At 73.3% G+C, this 22,415-nt stretch carries 19 protein-coding genes; 13 read left to right on the forward strand and 6 right to left on the reverse strand.

Annotation, left to right across the window (positions count from 1 at the left end):
* The first annotated feature begins 95 nt into the window (after nt 1-95).
* From JJV70_RS20935 to JJV70_RS20965, 7 genes are all read left to right on the forward strand, one after another.
* Nucleotides 96-1,076: a LacI family DNA-binding transcriptional regulator gene (locus tag JJV70_RS20935; protein WP_219049628.1), complete on the forward strand. Its 981-nt coding sequence runs from the start codon at nt 96-98 to the stop codon at nt 1,074-1,076.
* Between the two features lie 520 nt (nt 1,077-1,596).
* Nucleotides 1,597-1,812, forward strand: a complete 216-nt coding sequence (locus JJV70_RS20940) for a DUF4190 domain-containing protein (RefSeq protein WP_257574323.1) — start codon at nt 1,597-1,599, stop codon at nt 1,810-1,812.
* A 347-nt stretch (nt 1,813-2,159) separates the two neighbouring features.
* A complete protein-coding gene (locus tag JJV70_RS20945) occupies nt 2,160-3,284 on the forward strand; it encodes a methyltransferase domain-containing protein (RefSeq protein ID WP_219049595.1) in 1,125 nt (374 codons plus the stop codon).
* A gap of 21 nt (nt 3,285-3,305) precedes the next feature.
* Nucleotides 3,306-3,539, forward strand: a complete 234-nt coding sequence (locus tag JJV70_RS20950; RefSeq protein ID WP_219049596.1) for a hypothetical protein — start codon at nt 3,306-3,308, stop codon at nt 3,537-3,539.
* A complete protein-coding gene (locus tag JJV70_RS20955) occupies nt 3,520-4,044 on the forward strand; it encodes a DUF6879 family protein (RefSeq protein ID WP_219049597.1) in 525 nt (174 codons plus the stop codon). Before JJV70_RS20950 ends, JJV70_RS20955 begins: the two co-directional genes overlap by 20 nt.
* 15 nt (nt 4,045-4,059) lie before the next feature.
* Complete coding sequence (locus JJV70_RS20960) at nt 4,060-4,908, forward strand: helix-turn-helix transcriptional regulator (protein WP_219049598.1); 849 nt, start codon at nt 4,060-4,062, stop codon at nt 4,906-4,908.
* Nucleotides 4,909-5,018: 110 nt separating this feature from the next.
* Complete coding sequence (locus JJV70_RS20965) at nt 5,019-6,128, forward strand: methyltransferase domain-containing protein (protein ID WP_219049599.1); 1,110 nt, start codon at nt 5,019-5,021, stop codon at nt 6,126-6,128.
* Nucleotides 6,129-6,275: 147 nt separating this feature from the next.
* On the opposite strand, the gene JJV70_RS20970 is transcribed toward JJV70_RS20965, so the two are convergent.
* Both JJV70_RS20970 and JJV70_RS20975 read right to left on the reverse strand, forming a co-directional pair.
* Nucleotides 6,276-7,052 (reverse strand): phosphoribosyltransferase, encoded by a 777-nt coding sequence (locus JJV70_RS20970; protein WP_219049600.1) that lies wholly within the window; start codon nt 7,050-7,052, stop codon nt 6,276-6,278.
* Between the two features lie 132 nt (nt 7,053-7,184).
* Complete coding sequence (locus JJV70_RS20975; RefSeq protein ID WP_219049601.1) at nt 7,185-7,865, reverse strand: dienelactone hydrolase family protein; 681 nt, start codon at nt 7,863-7,865, stop codon at nt 7,185-7,187.
* Nucleotides 7,866-8,406: 541 nt separating this feature from the next.
* Here JJV70_RS20975 and JJV70_RS20980 point away from each other — a divergent pair.
* Together JJV70_RS20980 and pulA are read left to right on the forward strand one after the other, a co-directional pair.
* The gene (locus JJV70_RS20980) at nt 8,407-9,966 is read left to right on the forward strand and encodes a carbohydrate-binding module family 20 domain-containing protein (RefSeq protein WP_257574325.1); all 1,560 of its coding nucleotides are present in this window, start codon (nt 8,407-8,409) and stop codon (nt 9,964-9,966) included.
* 132 nt (nt 9,967-10,098) lie between these two features.
* Entirely contained in the window at nt 10,099-12,945 is a 2,847-nt protein-coding gene (gene pulA / locus JJV70_RS20985) for a pullulanase-type alpha-1,6-glucosidase (RefSeq protein WP_308294939.1), read from the forward strand.
* A gap of 139 nt (nt 12,946-13,084) precedes the next feature.
* Here pulA and JJV70_RS20990 read toward each other — a convergent pair whose 3' ends face one another.
* The 3 genes from JJV70_RS20990 to JJV70_RS23025 form a co-directional block, all read right to left on the reverse strand.
* On the reverse strand, nt 13,085-13,486 hold the full coding sequence (locus JJV70_RS20990; RefSeq protein WP_219049603.1) for a PIN domain nuclease: 402 nt from the start codon (nt 13,484-13,486) through the stop codon (nt 13,085-13,087).
* Entirely contained in the window at nt 13,483-13,710 is a 228-nt protein-coding gene (locus tag JJV70_RS20995) for a type II toxin-antitoxin system VapB family antitoxin (protein WP_219049604.1), read from the reverse strand. Before JJV70_RS20995 ends, JJV70_RS20990 begins: the two co-directional genes overlap by 4 nt.
* Before the next feature lie 107 nt (nt 13,711-13,817).
* Nucleotides 13,818-15,872 carry a hypothetical protein gene (locus tag JJV70_RS23025; RefSeq protein ID WP_308294940.1) on the reverse strand — a complete coding sequence of 685 codons (2,055 nt, stop codon included), beginning with the start codon at nt 15,870-15,872 and terminating at the stop codon, nt 13,818-13,820.
* Between the two features lie 426 nt (nt 15,873-16,298).
* Between JJV70_RS23025 and JJV70_RS21010 the strand changes: the two genes are divergently transcribed.
* Nucleotides 16,299-17,834, forward strand: a complete 1,536-nt coding sequence (locus JJV70_RS21010; RefSeq protein WP_219049605.1) for a PepSY domain-containing protein — start codon at nt 16,299-16,301, stop codon at nt 17,832-17,834.
* Between the two features lie 34 nt (nt 17,835-17,868).
* Entirely contained in the window at nt 17,869-18,255 is a 387-nt protein-coding gene (locus JJV70_RS21015; protein ID WP_219049606.1) for a 5-carboxymethyl-2-hydroxymuconate Delta-isomerase, read from the forward strand.
* A 160-nt stretch (nt 18,256-18,415) separates the two neighbouring features.
* Here JJV70_RS21015 and JJV70_RS21020 read toward each other — a convergent pair whose 3' ends face one another.
* Nucleotides 18,416-19,867: a regulator gene (locus JJV70_RS21020; RefSeq protein ID WP_257574320.1), complete on the reverse strand. Its 1,452-nt coding sequence runs from the start codon at nt 19,865-19,867 to the stop codon at nt 18,416-18,418.
* A gap of 325 nt (nt 19,868-20,192) precedes the next feature.
* Between JJV70_RS21020 and lipB the strand changes: the two genes are divergently transcribed.
* On the forward strand, nt 20,193-21,002 hold the full coding sequence (lipB, locus tag JJV70_RS21025; protein ID WP_219049607.1) for a lipoyl(octanoyl) transferase LipB: 810 nt from the start codon (nt 20,193-20,195) through the stop codon (nt 21,000-21,002).
* 184 nt (nt 21,003-21,186) lie between these two features.
* Nucleotides 21,187-22,137 carry a lipoyl synthase gene (gene lipA / locus JJV70_RS21030; protein ID WP_219049608.1) on the forward strand — a complete coding sequence of 317 codons (951 nt, stop codon included), beginning with the start codon at nt 21,187-21,189 and terminating at the stop codon, nt 22,135-22,137.
* The last annotated feature ends 278 nt before the right edge of the window (nt 22,138-22,415 follow it).

Below are 22,415 nucleotides of genomic sequence, written 5' to 3' on the forward strand. Positions count from 1 at the left end.
CGGATGCGGCGCCCGCCGTCGCGTCCGGGGCGGCGCCCGGGGCCGGGGCGGCGCCCGCTGTCGCGTCCGGGGTCGCGCCCGCCCGGCTCGCCGACATCGGCGCGCAGGCGCGGGTCAGCGAGGCGACCGTCAGCCGGGTGCTGAACGGCAAGGCGGGCGTCGCGTCCGGGACGCGGCAGAAGGTGCTCGCCGCGCTCGACGTGCTCGGCTACGAGCGCCCCGTGCGCCTGCGCCAGCGCAGCGCGGGCCTGGTCGGCCTCGTCATCCCGGAGCTGACGAACCCGATCTTCCCCGCGTTCGCCCAGGTCATCGAGCAAGCCCTGGCAGGCTACGGCTACACCCCGGTGCTCGGCACCCAGATGCCCGGCGGCGTCACCGAGGACGAACTCGTGGACCAGCTCGTCGAACGCGGCGTCACCGGCATCATCTTCATGTCCGGCCTGCACGCCGACCTCGCCGCCGACCCGGCCCGCTACGCGCGGCTCGCCGGGCGCGGCGTGCCGTTCGTCCTCATCAACGGCTACAACGCGGCGATCAGCGGCACCTTCGTCTCCCCGGACGACGCCGCCGCCGCGCACATGGCCGTGCGTCACCTGGCCGACCTGGGGCACCAGCGCATCGGGCTGGCCGTCGGCCCCACCCGCTTCGTGCCCGCCCGGCGCAAGGCGGAGGGCTTCACGGCCGCCGTGACGGAGGCGGGCCTGCAAGGGGACGTCCAGCACACGCTGTTCACCGTCGAGGGCGGCCACGCGGCGGCGGGCGCGCTGCTGGACGCGGGCTGCACCGGCGTCGTCTGCGGCTCCGACCTCATGGCCCTGGGCGTCGTCCGCGCGGCCCGCCAGCGCGGGCTGGACGTCCCCGGCGACGTCTCGGTGGTCGGCTACGACGACTCCGAGCTGATCGCGTTCACCGACCCGCCGCTGACGACGATCCGGCAGCCGGTGCGCGCGATGGCCCACGCGGCGGTGCAGTCGCTGCTGGAGGAGGTCGGCGGAAACCCCGTCCAGCGCACGGAGTTCGTCTTCCAGCCGGAACTGGTAGTCCGCGCCTCCACCGCGCTGGCGCCGGGCCGGTAGCAGGCCGCGGACGCGGCCCGGCGGGGGACGGATGGCTCCCGCGCCGGTGGGCCGGGGTGAGCGAGCCGCACCGGCACGAGCCGGACGGCACCAGCGATGTGGGGGAGCGCGGGCGAGAGGCGCGGGTCGCGGGGACACGGGCGGCGCGGGACGAGTGGTGCGCGGGAGCGAGCGAGCGGGTGCGCGGGGGCGGGCAGGCACATGGGACGCAGCTCACCCGATGCGGCGCGGGCAGGCGGGTACGGGTCAGTAACACGTACCCGCACCAGCCCCTGCCCGCGACCGTGAGAGGCTTCCGATGCTCATCTCGTTCCTGGCGCTGCTCCTGCTGGAAGTGCTGCTGGGCGCGTCGGCACACGCACCCGTCCCGCTGACCGCCGCCACCGTCGCCGTCATCGCCTGCGTCCTGCTCGTCTTCGGCGTGCGCGAGCGCCGCGCCCACAGCCGGGCCGCGCCCGGCGGCCACGTGGAGATCACCCCGTCCGCGCGGCGCCGGACCGGCCCGCGCGACACCGACGGCATGGCCGTGGCCGCCTTCGTCCTCGGTCTGCTGGGCCTGCCGTTCCTCAACCTCGTACTCGGCCCGTTCGCCTTCGTCCTCGCCCTGCTCGCCCGCCACCGCCGCACCACCCGCCGCCTGCCCGCGCTGGCCGGGATGATCCTCGGCATCGCCGACGTAGCCGTCTACGCCGCCCTCGCCACCGCCGACAACACCGTGGTGTTGAGCCTGGCGTAACCGCCACAGCATGCCACGGCGCGAGGGCATCTATGCGGTTCCACCCGGCTGCGTGGTGGCGCACACCGCCACCGCCCTGCCCGGCGGTCAGGGGCGAACGTGTGGCCACGAGGGAAGCACCGTTTGCCCGCTGCAACCTGCTGCAACCAAGTGGATACACGCCGTGGCAGCCCCGTAATCTCGTCCGGGCAAGCCGATCACGTCACCGGCGGAAAGCGAGTCACTATGAGCAGGGGCGGACGCCACTCCGGTAAGCCCGACACCTCCGACAGCGATGGGAAGCGGGATCGCCCACCGGGTCCGACCAAGCCGTACGAGCCCCCGAAAAAGTAAGGAGCACACGGGAGATGGCGGACCAGCAGAGCCTCGCGCACCTCCTGCGCGAGCGGGGCGTCGTGCCCGCCGACTGGGCGGCGACCGTGGCCGCCGTCGATCGTGGGCTGTTCATCCCGGCGCGTTTCGAGGGGAGCGACCTCACCGCCGACCCGGAGGGCTGGCACAGCGCCGTCTACGCCGACGCCCCGGTGGTCACGCAGGTCAACGACGGGCGTCCGACAGCGGCCGGAGATTTCCGTCTCAGCACGTCGTCATCCTCCATGCCGTCGCTCATGCTGGAGATGCTGACACTGCTCGACGTCCACGAGGGGCACCGCGTCCTGGAGATCGGCACCGGCACCGGATACAACGCCGCCTGGCTCTCGCACCGGCTGGGCGCGGAGAAGGTCACCAGCGTCGAATGGGACGAGGGTGTCCTGGCGTCGGCCAGGGCCAGCTTGGCGCGAGCCGGTCTCCACCCCACCACGGTGCTGGGCGATGGCAGGCAGGGCCACCCGCCCCGCGCGCCGTATGACCGCGTGCTCTGTACCTGCACCATGCGCGACATCCCGGCGGCATGGCTGACCCAGTGTCCCACCGGACGCATCGTCACTCCCTGGGGGAGCAGCTTCTTCAGCGGCTCCTTCGCCACGCTCGACGTGACGGACGGAGAGGGGATCGGCACCTTCTCTGGCTATCCCGCGTTCATGTGGGACCGTGCCCATCGCGCCGGCTCCGGGGACATCGCAGCCCCCCACCCGGGCGAGGAGGGGAAGCTGACCACGACTGATATCCCTCCGCAGAATGTGATCCAGGACGCGCCCGCCTTCTTCACGAGCCTGTTCCTCACCGACGTCCGCTACCGCTGGTGCGAGGCGGACGACGGCAGCGGCGAGGCGACCTTGTGGTTCCGCACGGACGACACGCGGTGCTGGGCCGCTGTCGAGTACGCGCCGGGACAGAACGTGTACGAGGTCGAGCAGTACGGTCCCCGCGCGCTGTGGGATGAGGTGCGGCAGGCGTACCTCCGCTGGCACGCTCTGGGCTGCCCACCGCGGTCCCGGTTCGGCTTGCATGCGACCGCCACTGGGCAGACCGTGTGGCTAGACGATTCGGCCAACGTCATCACCCAGCCCACCCCCGAACGCCCCCGTTGACCATGGACCCAGGAGTTCGCCATGACATTACGGTTTCTCGGCAAGGACCCCGAATCCGGTGACCACGGATCACCGGCCGTGTGGGTGGATGAGGTAACGCGCGACCTCGTCTTCCAAGGCTGGAAAGCGGACACCCCCACGCTCAGCGCGAGCATGCGGGACGTGGTGTTGCCCGCACACGAGGCCGTGATCCGCGTCCCCGCGCGGATGGTTCCCCTGCTTCGGGAGGCGCTCGGTGTCGCAGAGCTTGACTGACTTCACCGATCTCCTACGGGCGGTGCGGAAGTCCGCCGTGCACGTGGAGATGCGGGACACTTACGGGATGGCCAACGAGAACGCGGCCTACGAGAAGTGGCGGCGGGGCCACCGACTCGACCCCGGCGACCGGGCGTCATGGTGGCGCCCCTGGCTGGACGTGGTACAGGAGGTGACCCGCAAGGGCGTCGTCATGCGACGCGCCCGGATCGTGTCGGAACCGGCGAGCGAGTACATCCGCTTCGAACACTCCGGCACGTTCACCAACATCGCCGCCGGTGAGCAGGTGCGGTGGCTACCACGGCGCCAGACGTCTGACTTGGCCCTGCCCGGCAACGACTTCTGGCTCTTCGACCAACGACTCGTCCAGTTCAACGTGTTCGACGGGGACGGACGCTGGGTCCACACGGATCACGTGAGCGACCCGGCGGTCGTCCGGCACTGCGCCACGGCGTTCGAGACGGTATGGCAGCGCGCCGTACCTCATGAACAGTACGGTCTCTGACGCCATCCTGTGCGTATGTCCTCTTCCCCGCTCTCCAGCGCTCACGTCGCCCGCTCGGCCGTCGCGATCCGCCTGCTCGGCATGATGAAGGACGCCGGGCTCACAGGACACGACATTGCCCAGCGTTGCGGATGGCACAAGTCGAAGTCGTCCCGCATCGCGCAGGGCAAAACGATGCCGTCGGACGCGGATATCCGGGCCTGGTGCACGGCCTGCGGGGCGGAGGACCAGATCGCCGACCTCGTCGCCGCCTCGCGGAATGCCGAAGCGATGTACGTGCAGTGGAAGCAGTTGCACCGGAGCGGCATGCGCAACGTCCACGAGCGCACCCTGCCGCTCTATCAGCGCACCCGGCGCTTTCGCGTGTACGCGTCCAACGTTCTGCCGGGGATGTTCCAGACACGGGCGTACGCGACGGGGCTGCTTCACGCCATCAGGGACTTCCAGGAAACACCCGACGACGTGAGGCAAGCGGTCGAGGCGAGGCTCGCCCGATCACGTGTCGTGGGCGAGGGCGGCCGCAGTTTCGCCCTCCTCGTGGAAGAGGCCGTCCTGTACTACCGGGTAGCCGACGACGCCGCGATGTCGGAGCAGCTCCACTGCCTGATGCACGCGGCTTCCCAGCCCAACGTCTCCCTCGGTGTGGTTCCGCTCACCGCCCGGCGCACTGTGTGGCCGCTGGAAGCTTTCTACGCCTTTGATGACGTGCAAGTAGCCGTGGAGACGCTGACTGCCGAGATCAATGTGTCCTCACCCGGCGAAGTGCGCACCTATCTGCGTGCCTTCGCGCGGTTGTCCCAGGCTGCCGTGTACGGCGCCCAGGCCCAGGCCCTCGTCCGGCGGGCGCTCGCCTCACTTGACTGACGGGAGGGCGCGGTCGCTCAGCATGGGCGCTCCCCGGGATACGCCCACCCCGCCAGGCAGTCAACCTCCCCATCGCCGAGGCACATGCCTCTGACTGGAGTCTTCTTGTGATGTTCCCCGACCACCAGGTTGCCGCGTCGCTGCGGGGCGCACTTGCCCAGCGGCTGGCGGAGGACGGTAGCATCCGGTCCCCGCAGTGGCGGGCAGCGGTGGCGGACGTTCCCCGGCACGTCTTTGTGCCTGCCTTCTTCCGGCAGGTGCGGGGCGAGTGGGAGCGGGTGAGCGCCGACGATCCCGGCTACCTCACCGCCGTGTACGGGGACCACCCGCTGACGACCCAGCTCACGGCCGGGAGGCCGACGTCGTCTTCGAGCCAGCCGAGCCTCATGGTGGAGATGCTGGAGGCGCTGGACGTGCGCGACGGCGATCGCGTGGGTGAAGTCGCCACGGGGACGGGCTATAACGCGGGGCTGCTCTGCCACCGGGTGGGGGACAGGAACGTCGTCACCGTGGAAGTGGACCCCGGACTGGTCCGGTTGGCGCGGGAACGCCTGGCGCGGGTCGGCTACCAGCCGGAGGTGATCGCGGGGGACGCCCGGACCGGGCTCGGCGCGACCGCCGGGCTTGACCGGCTGATCGTGACGTGTGGCTTCGACGCCTTCCCGCATGCCCTGGCCTCCACGGTGAGGCCCGGCGGGGTGGTGGTCTGCCCCATCGGCTGGGGCAACGCCCGGATGGTCCTGGGCCACGACGGGAGCCTGGAGGGCCGGTTCCTGCCCGGAGGGGCGTTCTTCATGAAAGCGCGCGGGAGCTCCGCGCCCGGCGCGGTGCCTTACCCCGGAGAGCCGGTGTCTACCCAGCGCGGTACGACCGACGTCGATCTGGCGGAGACGCGGCAGGACGGTTTCCGGTTCGTCCAGGCTCTTGCCCTGCCCGGCCTCGGAGAGGCGGACGAAACGGAGGGCGGGTCACTCGTCGGCTACCGCGTGTGGAGGCGTGACGGCTCCTGGGCGCACGTTCTGGGCGGGGAGGTACGCCAGGGCGGCCCCGTCCGGCTCTGGGACGCGCTGGTGGGGCTGTACCGGTGGTACGTCATGTACGACCGCCCCTCCCGTGAGCGGTTCGGTATCACGGTCACGCCCCACGGCCAGCGCTGCTGGCTCGACTTCCCGCTCAACACGCTGCCGGATATCAAGGGGTGGCAGCCGGTGCGGCGGTGACCACGGGCCGAGCCCGGCCAGCTCACCGCGTCAGGGTGTTCGTCAGCAGGGCGAGGGCGAGCCTGCGCCGTTGCCCAGGGCCAGGGTGACGGCGGCCGTGGGGAGGGTCGAACAGCGCTGCCCGTGCTCGGGCGGCGGAATCCGTCATCAGGGGCTCCTGGTCCGGCGGGTGGACGTGTTCAGCAAGGTCACCACGTCGTCGTCGGTGAGCTGGGCGAAGTCGTCGTACCACTGCCCGACGGAGCCGAAGTCCCAGGGCGTGGCCAGGGCGACTACCTCGTCGGCCTCGCGCTCCAGCGCCTCCACCGCCTGCCGGGAGGCGACGGGCACCGCCAGCACGACGGCGGCGGGGCGGTGGTGGCGCAGCGCGCGCACGGCGGCCGTGGCCGTCAGGCCGGTGGCCAGCCCGTCATCCACCAGCAGGACCGTGCGGCCCGCCAGCTCCGGCGCGGGCCGGTCGCCCCGGTACCGGTCCTCGCGACGGTGCAGCTCCGTGCGCTCCCGGGCCACGTCCGGCGCCATGCGGTCCTCCGAGACGCCGAGGAACTCCAGCGCGCGCGGGTCGAACACCGGCGGGTCCTCGCCCGCCAGCGCGCCGATGGCCAGCTCGGGCTGGCCCGGGGCGCCGATCTTGCGGGCCACGAAGACGTCGAGCGGCGCGCTGACGCGCTCGGCGATCTCGGCGGCCACGGGCACGCCTCCGCGCGGCAGAGCGAGCACGAGGACCCCCGGGGCTGGGCCGTGACCGGGGCTGTGGCCGCCACTCGGTTCCGTCCCGTCGCCCAGGCCGGGACGCCTGCCCCGGCCGGCACCTTCGTCCCGCCGGGCGCCCTCGCCCAGACCCGGCCCGGCGGCCTCCCGCAGGTGCTCGTGCAGCCGGTCGGCGAGCTGCCGTCCCGCCTCCCGCCGGTTCGCGAAGCGCATGCTGGGGTGCCCCTTCCTCCGGCGTGCCCGGCCGAGCCAGCGCCGGGCACGGGCGGACGCGCCGTGCTCGCCGACGCCGCGCCTCCGCTGTCACCTTCCTGTCCGCTGAACGGGTAGCCGCGCGAGCACCGGCTAATCCCGGTCGTCCCCGTCCGGCGCCCGCGGTTCGCCGTGGGACAGGAACCAGTCCCGGGCCGCGCGCGACACCTGGTCCAGGGCGCCGGGCTCGGGAAACAGGTGGGTGGCGCCCGGGATGACGTGCGTGGTACACGGCGCCGCCAGCCGGTCGGCGGCCCACTGGTTCAGCTCCAGCACCTGTGCGTCCCGGCCCCCGACCAGCAGCAGTACGGGAGCGCGCACCCGGGCCAGGGCGTCCCCGGCCAGGTCCGGACGTCCGCCCCGGGAGACCACGGACCGTACGCGCTCGGGACGCTCGGCGGCCCCCACCAGCGCGGCGGCGGCCCCGGTGCTGGCGCCGAACAGGTGCGTGGGCAGCCCGGCTGTCGCCGCCCGCGCTCCCAGCCAGTCCAGGGCCACCACCACCCGCCGCCCCAGCAGCCCGATGTCGAACCGGTGCTCCCCGCTGGCCGCGTCCGCCGCCTCCTCAATCTCGGTCAACAGATCCATCAGCAACGTGCCCAGGCCGGACGCCTGGAGCCGCGCCGCGACCTCGCGATTGCGCGGACTGTGCCGGGAGCTGCCAGTGCCGTGCGCGAACAACACGATCCCGCGCGCCGACCGGGGTACCACCAGGTCCCCGGCCAGCAGCGCGGCACCGTCCGCCACCCGCACCGCCTCCGCCGCACCGGACATGCGCCACCTCCCGTCCCGCGGGCGACGCCCGCCTCGGCGCCGTCCTCCCGCCCCGTAGTAGCCGCCACCCCACCCGGTCTAACCCCAGGGAACGTGCCCACCCGCTGCGACCAGCCCGCACCGCCACGACGGGGCGGCCGCTGGAGGACGCGCAGGTTCCCTGGGCACGGCTGAAAGTCCTTGCAAGAGCTGCCGGGGGGAGTGCTGGCGCTGTGTTTCCCGGGTTGGTCAGAAGTATTGACCGGCGGTAAGGAGTCTTCTACGGTCTCTCGACGGAAGAGTTTCCATCAGATTTCACTTTGTTTCCAGCAAGGTGTTGCAGCGGCCCGTGGGCAGGGCCGACCCCTCACCGGCCCCACGGGCGCGCCACGCTGCCCCGGGCCTCGGCATCCACAACTCCCTTCAGGCAGGAGCACCCGTGGGTTTCAGGAGCAGGAGTACAGCCGTCGCGTTGGCCCTGGTGGCGGGCGGGGTGGGCGCCGTCGTCCCGGGGGCGGCGGCGCAGGCTGCGCCACCGGGCGGCAAGGACGTCACGGCGGTGATGTTCTCGTGGAGGTTCGACTCCGTCGCGCGGGCGTGCACCGACACACTCGGCCCGGCGGGGTACGGGTACGTGCAGGTGTCGCCGCCGCAGGAGCACATCCGGGGCGGGCCGTGGTGGACGGCGTACCAGCCGGTCAGCTACGAGATCGCCGGCCGGCTTGGCGGTCGCGCTGACTTCCGCGAGATGATCGACGCCTGCCACGCGGCGGGGGTGAAGGTGGTGGCGGACGCCGTCATCAACCACATGGCGGCGGACAGCGGCACCGGAACGGGCGGTTCGCCGTACACCAAGTACGGGTACGCCAAGGCCGGTTACGGTGACCACGACTTCAACGCCTGCCGCGACGACGCCATCGACTACCGCGACCGCTACCAGGTGCAGAACTGCGAACTGGTGGGGCTGGCGGACCTCAAGACCGGCTCGGAGTACGTGCGCCAGCGCATCGCCGACTACTTCAACGACCTGCTGGCGCTCGGCGTGGACGGGTTCCGTGTGGACGCCGTCAAGCACATACCGGCCGACGACCTGAAAGCCATCAAGGCGGGGCTCGACGACCCGGACGCGTACTGGAAGCAGGAAGCCATTCACGGCGCCGGTGAGGCCGTGTCCCCGAGTGAGTACCTGGGCACGGGTGACGTGCAGGAGTTCCGCTACGGGCGCGACCTCAAACGGGTCTTCCGGCACGAGAAGCTGGCGTACCTGGAGAACTTCGGCGAGGGCTGGGGGTACCTCGGCAGCGAGCAGGCGGCCACGTTCGTCACGAACCACGACACCGAACGGCTCGGCGACACCCTCACCTACCGGGACGGCGCCGACTACACCCTTGCCCACGTGTTCCTGCTCGCCTGGCCGTACGGCTCGCCCGACGTGCACTCCGGCTACGCGTTCAGCGACAAGGACGCGGGCCCGCCGAACGGCGGCACGGTGACCGCGTGCCACCAGGACGGCTGGGAGTGTCAGCACGCGTGGCGCGAGATCGCCTCCATGGTCGGTTTCCGCAACTCCGCGCACGGGCAGGGCGTGACCGACTGGTGGGACAACGGCAACGACGCCATTGCCTTCGGACGCGGCAGCGCGGCCTACGTCGCCCTCAACCACGAGCCCCATGCGCTCACCCGCACCTTCGACTCCTCGCTGGCGGCGGGCACCTACTGCGACGTCCAGCGCGGCACCCCGGTCACCGTGGACCGTTCCGGGCGCTTCACCGCCACACTCGCCCCGGACACCGCGCTGGCCCTGCACACCGGCGCCCGCGACTGCCGCGACACCGGCGTCTCGTTCGCCGTCGAGGCCACCACCCAGTGGGGCCAGCACCTTCACGTCGCGGGTGACTGCGCCGCGCTCGGCGGCTGGGACACCGGCGCCGCGCCGAGGCTGGACCCGGATGCCTACCCGGTGTGGAAACACGAGGTCGCCCTGCCAGCCGGAACATCCTGCCAGTACAAGTACCTCCGCAAGGACGGCTCGGGCGGCGTCCACTGGGAGAGCGGCGAAAACCGCTCCTTCACCGTGCCCGACGACGGCCGGGTGGTGCTGAATGACACCTGGCGCGGCTGACCTGTCCGCGCCCTTCCAGAACGCCCGCCCGGCCCCCGGCCCCCGCCCTCGCCCCCGTCACGTCGTTCCGCTGACGGGGCCGGGCGGCCCGCACCCGCCCTCACCCATCGCCCTGCGAGGAGAAACGATCCCGTGAGAGCCCTGCCCGTGCCCCGCCCCGCCCCGGGGTTCCCACGCGTCCCGGAGCGTCGCCGCCGTCTCGCACCCGCCACCGCCGCCGTGGCCGGGATCATGGCGACGCTCCTGGCCGCCTGCGGCCCCGGCAGTGACGCCGCCGCACCGCCACCGCCGGATACCCAGCTCGTCGCCGCCGCTGAAGCCCGCCACGACCTCACGCGCGTGCGGTCCGCCACCCCCGGCCACCCGCCGCCCACCACCGCCAGCGCCCCGGAGCTGGACCTCACCCAGGCCAAAGCCCACTGGATCGACGCCGACACTGTCGCCTGGAACACCGAGGCCCGCGCCGGCACCAGGACCCAGCTCGCCTACGACCACCAGGGCCGCATCACCGTGGACGCGGACGGCGCCCTCACCCACGCGGGCCGCTGGCTGCGCCTGCACCCCGTCCCGGGCGGCCTCACCGGGGAGCAGCGCGCGCGGTACCCGCACCTGGCCGGGCACGCCGCCTTCACCGTGGACGCCCGCGACCGCGGCCGGGTCCACAAGGCGCTGCGCGGCCAGCTCGTCGCCACCCAGCACGCGGCGGGCGGCGCCCTGCTCGCCGCGACGGGCGTGCAGCTCCCCGGCGTCCTGGACGACCTGTACGCCACCCAGGCGGCCAGTGCTGACCTCGGCCCGGTCTTCGACACCAGGGGCCGCCCCACCCTGTCGGTGTGGGCGCCCACCGCGCGGACCGTGGCCCTGGAGCTGGACGGCCGCACCGTGCCGATGCGCCGCGACGACGCCACCGGCGTGTGGAGCGTGCGCGGCACCCGGGGCTGGACGGGCAAGCCGTACCGCTACCGGGTGACGGTGTGGGCGCCGAGCGTGCGGCAGGTCGTCACCAACCAGGTCACCGACCCCTACTCCACCGCCCTGACCACCGACTCCCGGCGCAGCCTCGTCGTCAACCTGGACGACCCCGGCCTCGCCCCGCCCGGCTGGGACACCCTCGACAAGCCGCCACCGACGCCGATCGAGGACGCGCAGGTCCAGGAGCTGCACGTCCGCGACTTCTCCGCCGCCGACGTCACGGCCGAACACCGGGGCATGTACCTGGCCTTCACCGAGGACGACAGCGACGGCATGCGGCACCTGCGCCAGCTCGCGGACGCCGGAACGACCCACGTCCACCTGCTGCCCACCAACGACATCGCCACCACCCCCGAGCGCCGCCGCGACCAAGCCGTGCCCTACTGCGACCTGCCCGCGCTGCCCGCCGACTCCCCACGGCAGCAGGAGTGCGTGGGCGCGGTCCGCGACGAGGACGCCTACAACTGGGGCTACGACCCACTGCACTACACCGTCCCCGAAGGCTCCTACGCCACCGACCCCGAGGGCGCCAGCCGCACCCGGGAGTACCGCGCGATGGTGCGCAGCCTGAACGAGAAGGGCCTCGGCGTCGTCCTGGACGTCGTCTACAACCACACCTACGCCGCCGGGCAGGACGAGAAGTCGGTGCTCGACCGCATCGTGCCCGGCTACTACCACCGCCTGCTGGACGACGGCACCGTCGCCACCTCCACCTGCTGCGCCAACACCGCGCCCGAGCACACCATGATGGGCAAGCTCACGATCGACTCCGTCGTCACCTGGGCCAAGCAGTACAAGGTGGACGGCTTCCGGTTCGACCTGATGGGCCACCACCCGAAAGAGAACGTCCTCGCCGTCCGCGAGGCGCTGGACGCCCTCACGCCGGAGCGGGACGGCGTGGACGGCAGCGGCATCATCCTCTACGGCGAGGGCTGGAACTTCGGCGAGGTCGCGGACGACGCCCGGTTCGAGCAGGCGACGCAGGCCAACATGGCCGGAACCGGCATCGCCACGTTCTCCGACCGGGCCCGGGACGCCGTGCGCGGCGGCGGACCCTTCGACGAGCACCCCGGCGTCCAGGGCTTCGCCTCCGGCCTGTTCACCGACCCCAACGCAACCGGCGCGAACGGCACCAGGACCGAGCAGCGGGCCCGCCTGCTGCACTACCAGGACCTCATCAAGGTCGGCCTGACCGGCAACCTGGCCCGCTACCGCTTCACCGACAGCTCCGGCCGCCAGGTCACCGGCGCCGAGATCGACTACAACGGCTCCCCGGCCGGGTACGCCGCCGACCCCGGCGACGCGCTCGCCTACGCCGACGCCCACGACAACGAAACCCTCTACGACGCGCTCACCTACAAACTGCCCGCCGACACCCCGGCCGCCGACCGCGCCCGCATGCAAATCCTCGCCCTGGCCACCGCCGCGCTCTCCCAGGGGCCCGCGCTCAGCCAGGCGGGCACCGACCTGCTGCGCTCGAAGTCGCTGGACCGCAACAGCTACAACTCCGGCGACTGGTACAACGCCGTCCACTGGGACTGCTCCCAGGGCAACGGCTTCGCCCGCGGCCTGCCCCCGGCCTGGGACAACCAGGACAAGTGGCCCTACGCCGCACCCCTGCTGACCAACCCGGCGGCGCTGCCCGGATGCGCCGAGATCACCGCGTCCGCCGCCGCCTACCGCGACCTGCTGACGATCCGCTCCACGGAGGAGGCGTTCTCGCTCTCCACCACCGAGCGGGTGCAGCGGGAACTGCGTTTCCCGCTCTCCGGGGAGGGGGAGACGCCAGGTGTCATCACGATGCGCGTGGCCGGTCTCGTCGTCGTCTTCAACGCGACACCGCAGGAGCAGGCGCAGCGGCTGGACCCCACCGCCGGAGCGCGGTGGACGCTGCACCCGGTTCAGGCCCACGGCGCTGACGCGACGGTGAAGTCCGCGACGCACGACTCCGCCTCCGGCACCTTCACGGTCCCGGCGCGGACGGTCGCGGTGTTCACCGCGCGGTAGGACAAGCGCCGCACGAGAAAGGCCGGCCGGCCCACCCGTCAGCGAAGCCCGGGGGCGTGCGCCCGCCTGGTCTGATCGCGTCGCGGAGGCAGGAAGCGGAGGGCACCGCACGGGGCCGCCCGGCACCGGGCACCGCCGGTCAGTCGATGCGCCGCATCGGCTGACCGGTGACGCGGGCCAGGCAATCGAAGTCGCGGTCGGCGTGCAGCACAGTCAGCTTGTGGTGGGCCGCGGTCACGGCGACCAGCAGATCCACCGGGCTGGCGCTCTGCTGCCACGCTTGCCGCGCGAGGCGTTGCTGGAGGCTGGCGCTGTCCTGCCATGCCGAGTCGGGCACCAGGTAGTACGGGTAGGTTTCCCGCAGGAGAGCATCGGCCTCGAAGTAGGCTGCCTGCGAACCGACAGCCCGCAGGTATTCCTGCCGCACCGGCTCGCAGATGCCGACGAGCCCGGCGCTGAACGTCTCGTCCCAGGCCGGGCTTGTCTGGCTGCGGTAGTACCGGACAAGAGCACTCGTGTCCACGAGGTAGAGCTCAGTCATGCTGCCGTGGACGCCCCGGTGCCCCACCCCTCGTCGAAGGCGGAGAAGTCGATCTCGCCGTCCGCGACCAGCTCGCGCATGCGTGCGATGGCGGCAGCTCTCCGCCGACGGTCGATGATCTCCCGCAACGCGGCGTTGACGGTGTCCTTCTTCGTGCTGGTGCCCAGATGACGTGCGGCTTCGGCCAGGGCTTCGTCGTCCACGTCGATGACTGTGCGAGCCATGCGGCCACTCCTCTGATATCTAAACCGAGAAAAGTATACCTCTCGGTGGGTGGACCTGCGCGGCACCGGAGGTTCACCCACCGTGCGGAGTCCCCTGGCTACCAGCGCTACGGCACCAGCGGCTTCAGTGTGCCGCCGTCCTTGAGGGTCGCCGTCAGCTCCGCCTTCGCGCCCTGCTCGGTCTTGGCGGCCAGCTGCCGGGCGTCGGCGGACGCGTTCACGTCACCGGACGCCGTGATGGAGGTGACGCCCTCGCTGGCCGCCGCCAACAGGTACCAGCTGTCGCCGGTGGACTTCCACAGCACCCCGCTCAGCACCCGCGGCTCGCGCGGGCCGCAGGCCGGATCGTCCTCCACCTGCGCGGCTACCGAGCCCGGTGTGGCCGGGTCCTCGACGGGGGCCTGGAACTGCAGCAGCGTCTTCGCCCCGGCGCCGCGCCACGTCTCCGCCCGGGTGCACACCCAGCGGGCCGTGCCGTTGCTCTCCGGCAGCTCCTGCTCGGCGAACGCCCAGGTGTTGACCGACCGCACCCCGGCGCCCGCCATCGACGTCAGGTGGCACGCGGTACGGGCCAGCGCCGCGCGCGCCGCCTTGCTGGTCGCCGGGGCCAGCTCGGCCGCCGGGTTGCCACTGGTGAGCGCCGCGGGCGCCAGCTCGGCGAGGTCGGTCAGCAGGTACGCGCCCTGCCCTCCGGCCGACGTCACCTCCAGCGCGGGCCACGTCGTACAGCTGTCACCGCCGAACGGGGGGCCGGTGACGGGCTCGGTGACGCCGTCCGTGCGGCGCTTGACGGCGGTGGCCTCGGCGCCGGGCTTGAGCAGGTCGGTCACCGCCAGCCCGCTGACCCACGGGGCGAGCAGATAGCGGGCGTTGCCGTCGCTGCGGGTGAGCAGCACCGCGCTCGCGTCCTGGGCCCCGGCGGCGTCGGCGCGGGCGAAGTCCAGCCCCACCGCGCCCTTCGCGCCGCCCCGTGGCTCGGCGTACCGCACGATGCGCAGACCGTCGTACAGCAGCACCACCGAGGCGCCGTCCACCTCGCCGGCGTACAGCAGTTGCGGGGGACCGGCCGCCGGACCCGCGTACGTGCCCGGGGTCGCCGTCACGGTCACCTCCTCGCCCGGGCGGGCCCACACCGCGAGCGCCCGGCGCAACAGCTCCTCGTCCCCGGCGAGTTCACCGCGTGTGGGCCAGGCGGTGTAGTCCGTGCGCGCGGAGTCCCGCCAGGCGGCGGCCTGGACGCGGACCAGCTCACCCGGGTCCAGCGCGCGCTCGGCGGCCGGGTTCTGGGCGTAGACCGGAGCGGCGGCACCGTCGCGGCCCCAGGTGTCGCCCGGCAGACCCAGCAGCGCCCCGCACACCCCGAGCGCCACCACCGCGACCAGCGCGGCACGCCCGTGCTGGCGGCGGCGCATCAGGTCGGTCGGGCGGGCCTGGAGGGAACAGGCGTCGAACTCCGGGGACTCCAGCAGCGCCCGGTCCCGGCTGCCCGGGGGCGCGCAGACACCGTCCGCCTCCCGCAGCGCCTCCTCCGGCTCGGCGATCCCGGCGGCGTCCAGCAGCCGCACCACGTCGCCATCGGACAGCCGCTCCAGCTCGCGCAGCACGTATGCCGCCCGGCCCGCGTCGCTGACGGCGGCGAGCGCCTGTTCCAGCGCCACCTCGTCCGTGCCGCCCGCGCCGGGGAACAGCCGCAACCCGGCCACCTGCGGCAGCACCGGGCGGACCTTGGGCATCCAGCCCAGCTCCCACCGGCCCACCCGCGCCGGACGCGCCTGCTCCAGCGCCCCGCGCACCACCCGCAACCGCAGGTAGGCGTACCCGGTGTCCACCGCGCCCGGGTCCCGGGCGTCCAGGTCTGCCGCCTTACCGGCCGTGTCGCCGTGCTGGGTACCCGGGGCCTGCGCGTCGGCGTCGCGTTCGTCCCCGTCCTGCGCGCCGGTGTGCTGCGCGGCCGGGTCCTGCGCATCCCCGGCGGCTCGCTGCCGGGGAACCGGGGGCTCCTCCCCGGCCGCCTTGCCGCGCGGCAGCGCCCGCTGCGCCAGCGCGTGCGCGGTGAGCGCGCGCCGGTGGCGGCTCAGCGCCGGCGGCAACAGCAGATAGCCGAGGCGCACCAGCCTCGGGTAGTGCTCGACGAGCGCCGCCTCGGCCCGCTCAACATCCACGGGACCCGCGGAGGAAGGCTGGGGGGAGGAAGGCTGGGGAGAGGTCGCGTCCTTCAGAGCCACGCGCTGCGCAACGAGCGGCACGCCGCCGGGTCACGCACCGGCGGCGGTGAACCGCGCCGACTGACGGTGACCCACATCAGCACCGATCGGCCAGTACCGGCGCCCGGACGGCCCGGGACGGACGGTACCAGCACGCGGCGGCCCGCCCGGCGCTGCGTGCCGGACGCCCGGCGGGGGTCAGCACGGGGGTGACAAAAAGCGGGGCGGACGTGCGCCTATGGCGTACCCACGTGCCATGATGCCGGACACCGCACAGCGGCGGCGCCGGGCTCCTCCCCACCCGGCGTCTGCCTGCGGTAGGTGCGGTATGTCACGCGCGGGGGCCGGGCGCGCGGACCGCTCTTCCCTGTTGGAGGCCCACGCATGTCCGTCGACAGTCCTGCCCGCATATCCGCTCCCGGCCAGGCGGCTCCGCCCGGCACCCGGCCTCGTCCCGCCGGATGGCAGGCGCTGCGTCCGCTCCTGCTGCGGCTCCACTTCTACGCCGGGGTCCTCGTCGCGCCGTTCCTGCTCGTCGCCGCGCTCACCGGCGCGCTGTACGCCGCCGCGCAGGTCATCGAGCGCATCGTGTACGCCGACGTGCTGCACGTATCCCCGGGTGAGAGCCGGGTCCCGCTCGGCCAGCAGGTGACGGCCGCGCTGGACGCCCGCCCCGGTGGCGAACTGGCCGCGGTGTGGGTGGCCGACGAGCCCGGCGAGACCACCCGCGTCCTGCTCGACCACCCCGATGCTGATGCCGGGCGGCAGCTCGCGGTGTTCGTGGACCCCTACACCACGGAGATCACCGGCACGCTGTCCAGTTACGGGGGCGCCGGAGCCCTGCCGTTCCGTGCCTGGGTCTCCGAACTGCACGCCAACCTGGGGCTGGGCGAGCCGGGCCGCTTCTACAGCGAACTGGCCGCCAGCTGGCTGTGGGTGGTGGTGCTCGGCGGGCTCGCGCTGTGGTTCGCCCGCCGCCGTAAGCAGCGCGCACTGCGCGGTACGCGCGGACAGCGGCGGCTGATCGCCTGGCACGGCACCCTCGGCGTGTGGGTCGCGCTCGGCTTGCTGGTGCTTTCGGCGACGGGGCTGACCTGGTCGCGCTGGGCGGGCGAGAACATCGGCGAACTGCGCGCCCAGCTGGGCGGTACGAGGCCCACCCTGGACACCTCCGGCTCCGGCTCGGCAGGCGGACACGAGGAGCACACCGGCGGCGGAGGCAGCAGCGCCGCCGATGGCGTCGGCCTCGACCGGGTGCTGGCCACGGCGCGTACCGGGGAAGGGCTCAGCGGGCCACTGAACATCAGCGTGCCGCCGACCGCCGCCGACGGCACCCCGGGCGCCTACCTCGTCCGGCAGGCCGACCGGCAAGTCCCGCAGCGCCTCGACCAGATCGCGGTGGACGCCACTACGGGCGAGGTCACCGGACGGCTCGCCTTCGCCGACTACCCCGTACTGGTCAAGCTCACCTCCTGGGGCATCGGCGCACACGACGGCAGCCTGTTCGGGCTGGTCAACCAGATCGTTCTGTTCGGCCTCGCCCTGGCCACCGTCGTCACGCTGTGCCTGGGGTACCGCATGTGGTGGCGGCGGCGTCCGCCCCCCGCCGGGCGGCTGGCGCTCGGCGGACGCCCGCCCGCGCGCGGCACCTGGCGCCGGCTGCCGCCGCGTCTGCTGCTGCCACTCGTCGCGGTGACGGTGGCCGTGAGCTGGTACGTGCCGCTGCTCGGCCTCACGCTGGTGGCGTTCCTGGCCGTGGACGCCACACTCGGCGCCCTCGCCCGCCGCCGCGCCGCCCGCCCGGCGGCCCCGGCCTCCCCGGAACCGGCCTCTCCGGCAGCGGACGGTACGGAGACGGGCCGGGACACTGACGCAGTACGCACGGAGTCGGAGTCGGGCAGGGGTACCGGCATAGGCTGAGGCCCGTCGCGCGACGTCAATCAGGAGGAACACCGTGCCGCAGATCACCATCGACTACGCCGCGCCGCTCGCCGCGTCCTTCGACCGCCACGCCTTCGGGCTGGAGCTGCACGCGATCACCGAGTGCACCATCGGCGCGTCCGTGGCCGCCTGCAAGACCCGCTTCCGGCGGATCGAGGAGAGCGTCATCGCCGACGGCGACGGCAGCGTCGATATGGTGCACATCGAGGTCGCCGTCCTGTCCGGACGTACCCAGGACGCCAAGACGGAGCTGGCGCGTGCCGTGCTCGACCTCGCCCGCGACCGCGTCCGCCCCGCCCCCGGGCGGCGCCTGGACCTCTCCGTCCACATCGCCGACATGGACCGGCAGGTCTATGTAGCCCACCAGGAGGACGCCCGCGGCCAGGGAGTGCCCGCCTGACGTTCGGCGAACGCGAGGCCCCCGCCGACGCCGCCTATGCCCACGCTGGCGGACGCCCTGCTCATGCCGCCTTCACCCCTGCGACGCGGGTTCGCTCCGCGCGTCACCACATCCTCGCGGCCGCAGTAACCCGGCCGCCCGCGCGCCCGGCACCGTGCCGTCACCGCGCCGCCGCGCCGCACCGGGCGGCGAAGTCCGCCCGGGCGGCCGACGGCAGCCCGTACTCGAAGTCGCGCACGGCCTCCTGGGCCCGCGCGGACCGCAGCTCCGCCGCCGCCCGTGCCGCCTCCGCGCCCACCGCGCACGCCGCGTCCAGCTGCCCCAGGCCCACCCGGGCCGTGGCCAGCGCGACCCGGGTCAGCACGGCATCGCGGGTGCGGCCCGGCCCGCGCAGCCGCAGCGCCCGTTCCAGGTGTTCGGCGGCCGTGCGGAACTGCCCCAGATCCCGGTGGCAGTGACCAGCGTCGTCGGCGAGCCGGGCGGCGTCGAACGAACGCGCCCAGGGCGGCACCCCGTCCCCGTCCCCGGCGTCGGCCAGGGCCGCTTCCGCGCGGGCGAGGGCCGTCGCGGCGGAACGGGCGTCGCCCAGCACCGCGTGCCCGCGTGCCTCGGCCGCGTGCGGCAGCGCCCGCACCGGCCCGGGCGCGGCCCCGCCCATGCCCTGCTGCGCGACGCGTGCCAGCTGCACCGCCTCCCGGCCGTGCCCGAGGTGGACGGCCTGCCAACTCATCGTGACCAGCACGTACGCCCCGTACGCCCGGTCCCCGGCGGCCTGCGCGAGCCGCAGCGCCTGCACGAAGTAGCGCTGGGCCAACCCGTGCGCGGCGATGTCGTACGCCGTCCAGCCCGCGAGCCGGGTCAGGTCGGCGGCGGCGGCGAACAGGCGGCGGCCCAGCTGTTCGTCGTAGCTGCCGCGCAGCATGGGCTCGGCCTCGTGCTCCAGGTACCGCACCAGGGCCTGGCGCGCGTGCCCGCCGCCGTACGCGCGGTCCAGCGAGCGGAACAGCTCGGCGACGGAGCGCAGCGCGGTGACGTCCCCGGGGGTGACGCGCTGGCCCGGTGACCGCTCACCGAGTTCCGCGCCCCGCACCGGTGACCGCTCGCTCTCGCGCGCCTGGGCGGGCAGCCGCACCGCCGCACCGCGCGCCACCCGCTCGTCCGGCCGTCCGATCAGCCAGTCCCGGCTCGGCACGACAAGACCGGCCGGGGTGAACGCGATCTTCCGCAGCTCGCGGTGGCTGCCCGCGTCCTTGCGCCACAGCCCGCTGACGATGTCCACCGCCTCCGCGCTCGTCGCGGCGAACTCCAGCCCCGCGTACACCGGCGCGCACGGGTCCAGGCCGACGTCCTGCGCGGACAGCCGCCGTCCCAGCCGCCGGGTGAACACCTCGGCGATCAGCGCGGGCGTCGTGCCGCGCGGCTGCTGCCCGCGCAGCCAACGGGTGACGGACGTCTTGTCGTACCGCAGGTCGAGCCCGTGTTCCAGGCCCAGCTGATCGACGCGGCGGGCCAGGCCCGCGTGGGAGAAACCCGCCTCGGAGATGAGGGAGGCCAGCTGACGGTTGGGGGTGCGGTGCTGGGCGGGGCGGTCCCCGGGTCGTTCCGTCGACATCGGCTGTGCGGTCTCCTGCCCGTCGGTCTCCCCTCGGCCGGCCCGACGCCCACTGGCGCGGCGTCGCAACCGGCGCGACTGTAACCCTGTGACCAGCACCGTCCGGAGTATGCGCCCGGTATTCATCCATACGTGTGAGCCGGGGTGTGGGGCGCGACCGACGCGGGTGGTCCGGCGAGCGTCCGTGAGCCGTGCGCACCCTCGCGGGGAGCCCCCTGGGTCGTGGGGGGTGCCGCCGTACAGTGGTCGGGGTACGCGCGCGGAGACCCCGTGCGGGGTCCGCGCGGGTAACGCGGGGGCCGGGGAGTCGAGAAGGAGAGCCGCCGTGAGCGAGCTGCGCTATGTCCACCTGGGCTTCGGTGAGGACGCCGTCGAGTACACGGCGGCCTGGCAGCGGCAGCGCGAGGTGCACGCCGCCCGGTTCGCCGACGAGATCCCCGACACCTGTCTGCTGCTGGAGCACCAGCCCGTCTACACCGCCGGACGCCGCACGCTGGACAGCGAGCGCCCGCTGGACGGCACGCCCGTCGTGGACGTCGATCGGGGCGGCAAGATCACCTGGCACGGCCCCGGCCAGCTCGTCGGCTACCCGATCCTGAAACTGCCCCGCCCCGTGGACGTCGTCGCCCACGTCCGCCGGCTGGAGGAGGCACTGATCCGCGCCTGCGCGGAGTTCGGCGTCGAGACGACCCGGGTGGAGGGCCGCAGCGGCGTGTGGGTACTCGGCGAGGCGACCGGGGAGGGATCGCGGCAGCCGTCGCCCGGCGGGCTGGCCCTTGACTTCGACCCGCGGCTGAAAGCCCAGGGCGCCGAGCAGGACGACGACTACGACCCGCGGCTGGTGGGCCCCGAGTACGCGCCGTCCAACGCGGGACAGCGCGGCGAGGACCGCAAGCTGGCGGCCATCGGCATCCGCGTCGCCAAGGGTGTCACCATGCACGGCTTCTCGCTCAACATCGCCGCCGACAACACCTCCTTCGACCGCATCGTTCCCTGCGGCATCCGCGACGCCGGTGTGAGTTCCCTCTCCGGCGAGCTGGGCCGCGAGGTCGCCGTCGCCGAAGTGGTACCCGTCGTGGAGAAGCACCTGCGCGCGGTGCTGGAGGAGGCCGTACCGCTGCCCCGGGCCGTGTGACGCCCCGCCCGGGACGGCCCCACGCCTCCGGGCGGCGCCGGGACTGTCGTCCACGGTGGGCTACCCAGCGGTAGTCCACAGCCTTGTTTCCCAACGTTTCCACCGGCCCACCGGGGTGGGAGGGGGTGCGAGCAGGGGGCGTACCCTGGGACGCGCCGAGGAATCGAAACCTGAGGAGCCGGACGTGTCCGCTGTCGCACCCGACGGTCGCAAGATGCTCCGCCTGGAGGTCCGCAACAGCCAGACCCCCATCGAGCGCAAGCCCGAGTGGATCAAGACCCGGGCGAAGATGGGACCGGAGTACAACGCCCTCCAGTCCCTGGTGAAGCGCGAGGGTCTGCACACCGTCTGCCAGGAGGCGGGCTGCCCCAACATCTTCGAGTGCTGGGAGGACCGCGAGGCCACGTTCCTCATCGGCGGCGAGCAGTGCACTCGGCGTTGTGACTTCTGCCAGATCGACACCGGCAAGCCCGCCGAGCTGGACCGTGACGAGCCGCGCCGCGTCGCCGAGTCCGTCCAGCAGATGGAGCTGCGCTACGCCACCATCACCGGCGTCGCCCGTGACGACCTGGAGGACGGCGGCGCCTGGCTGTACGCCGAGACCGTCCGGCAGATCCACACGCTGATGCCCGGCACCGGCGTCGAACTGCTGATCCCCGACTTCAACGCCGTCCCCGAGCAGCTGGCCGAGGTGTTCTCCTCGCGCCCCGAGGTGCTCGCGCACAACGTGGAGACGGTGCCGCGCATCTTCAAGCGCATCCGCCCCGCGTTCCGCTACGAGCGCTCGCTGGAGGTTCTCACGCGGGCCCGTGCGGACGGGCTGGTCACTAAGTCGAACCTGATCCTCGGCATGGGCGAGACGCGCGAGGAGGTCAGCCAGGCTCTGCGCGACCTGCACGAGGCGGGCTGCGAGCTGATCACCATCACCCAGTACCTGCGCCCCACGCCGCGCCACCACCCGGTGGAGCGCTGGGTCAAGCCGGAGGAGTTCGTGGAGCTCCAGCAGGAGGCCGAGGAGATCGGCTACGCGGGGGTCATGTCCGGGCCGCTGGTCCGCTCCTCCTACCGCGCGGGGCGCCTCTACCAGCAGGCGATCGACCGCCGCGCCGCGCAGGACGCCGAAACGGCCGCCTGACCCGGGCCGGTGCCGCTGGCTGCTCTCGCCCCCCAGAGCGGCCACCGGAGCACCGGAGCCGGAGGCTGACACCGGGGCGGGGAGCCGAGGCCGGGCTTCCGCGTCCGCTTGGCCTGAAGGACGCACCCCGTTTTGACCGTCAGCTCATCCGGTGGTAACACCGTAGGGTGATGCTGGGTTCACCGACCGCGCACGACGTGCCCGTGACGCCCACCGCGCCGGGGGCCCGCGTCGGACATCACGCACCACGTCAGCGCACCCTCGGCCACCACCTCCGG

Source organism: Streptomyces sp. JJ66 (assembly GCF_019303495.1).
Taxonomy (GTDB): Bacteria; Actinomycetota; Actinomycetes; order Streptomycetales; family Streptomycetaceae; genus Streptomyces.

What these genes read in the sequence shown, in the direction of transcription:
- JJV70_RS20940 (WP_257574323.1), top strand. Translation starts at nt 1,597, where the DNA reads ATGGCCGTGGCCGCCTTCGTCCTCGGTCTGCTGGGCCTGCCGTTCCTC.
- JJV70_RS20945 (WP_219049595.1), top strand. Translation starts at nt 2,160, where the DNA reads ATGGCGGACCAGCAGAGCCTCGCGCACCTCCTGCGCGAGCGGGGCGTC.
- JJV70_RS20950 (WP_219049596.1), top strand. Translation starts at nt 3,306, where the DNA reads ATGACATTACGGTTTCTCGGCAAGGACCCCGAATCCGGTGACCACGGA.
- JJV70_RS20960 (WP_219049598.1), top strand. Translation starts at nt 4,060, where the DNA reads ATGTCCTCTTCCCCGCTCTCCAGCGCTCACGTCGCCCGCTCGGCCGTC.
- JJV70_RS20965 (WP_219049599.1), top strand. Translation starts at nt 5,019, where the DNA reads ATGTTCCCCGACCACCAGGTTGCCGCGTCGCTGCGGGGCGCACTTGCC.
- JJV70_RS20970 (WP_219049600.1), bottom strand. Translation starts at nt 7,052, where the DNA reads ATGCGCTTCGCGAACCGGCGGGAGGCGGGACGGCAGCTCGCCGACCGG.
- JJV70_RS20975 (WP_219049601.1), bottom strand. Translation starts at nt 7,865, where the DNA reads ATGTCCGGTGCGGCGGAGGCGGTGCGGGTGGCGGACGGTGCCGCGCTG.
- JJV70_RS20980 (WP_257574325.1), top strand. Translation starts at nt 8,407, where the DNA reads ATGTTCTCGTGGAGGTTCGACTCCGTCGCGCGGGCGTGCACCGACACA.
- JJV70_RS20990 (WP_219049603.1), bottom strand. Translation starts at nt 13,486, where the DNA reads ATGACTGAGCTCTACCTCGTGGACACGAGTGCTCTTGTCCGGTACTAC.
- JJV70_RS20995 (WP_219049604.1), bottom strand. Translation starts at nt 13,710, where the DNA reads ATGGCTCGCACAGTCATCGACGTGGACGACGAAGCCCTGGCCGAAGCC.
- JJV70_RS21010 (WP_219049605.1), top strand. Translation starts at nt 16,299, where the DNA reads ATGTCCGTCGACAGTCCTGCCCGCATATCCGCTCCCGGCCAGGCGGCT.
- JJV70_RS21020 (WP_257574320.1), bottom strand. Translation starts at nt 19,867, where the DNA reads ATGTCGACGGAACGACCCGGGGACCGCCCCGCCCAGCACCGCACCCCC.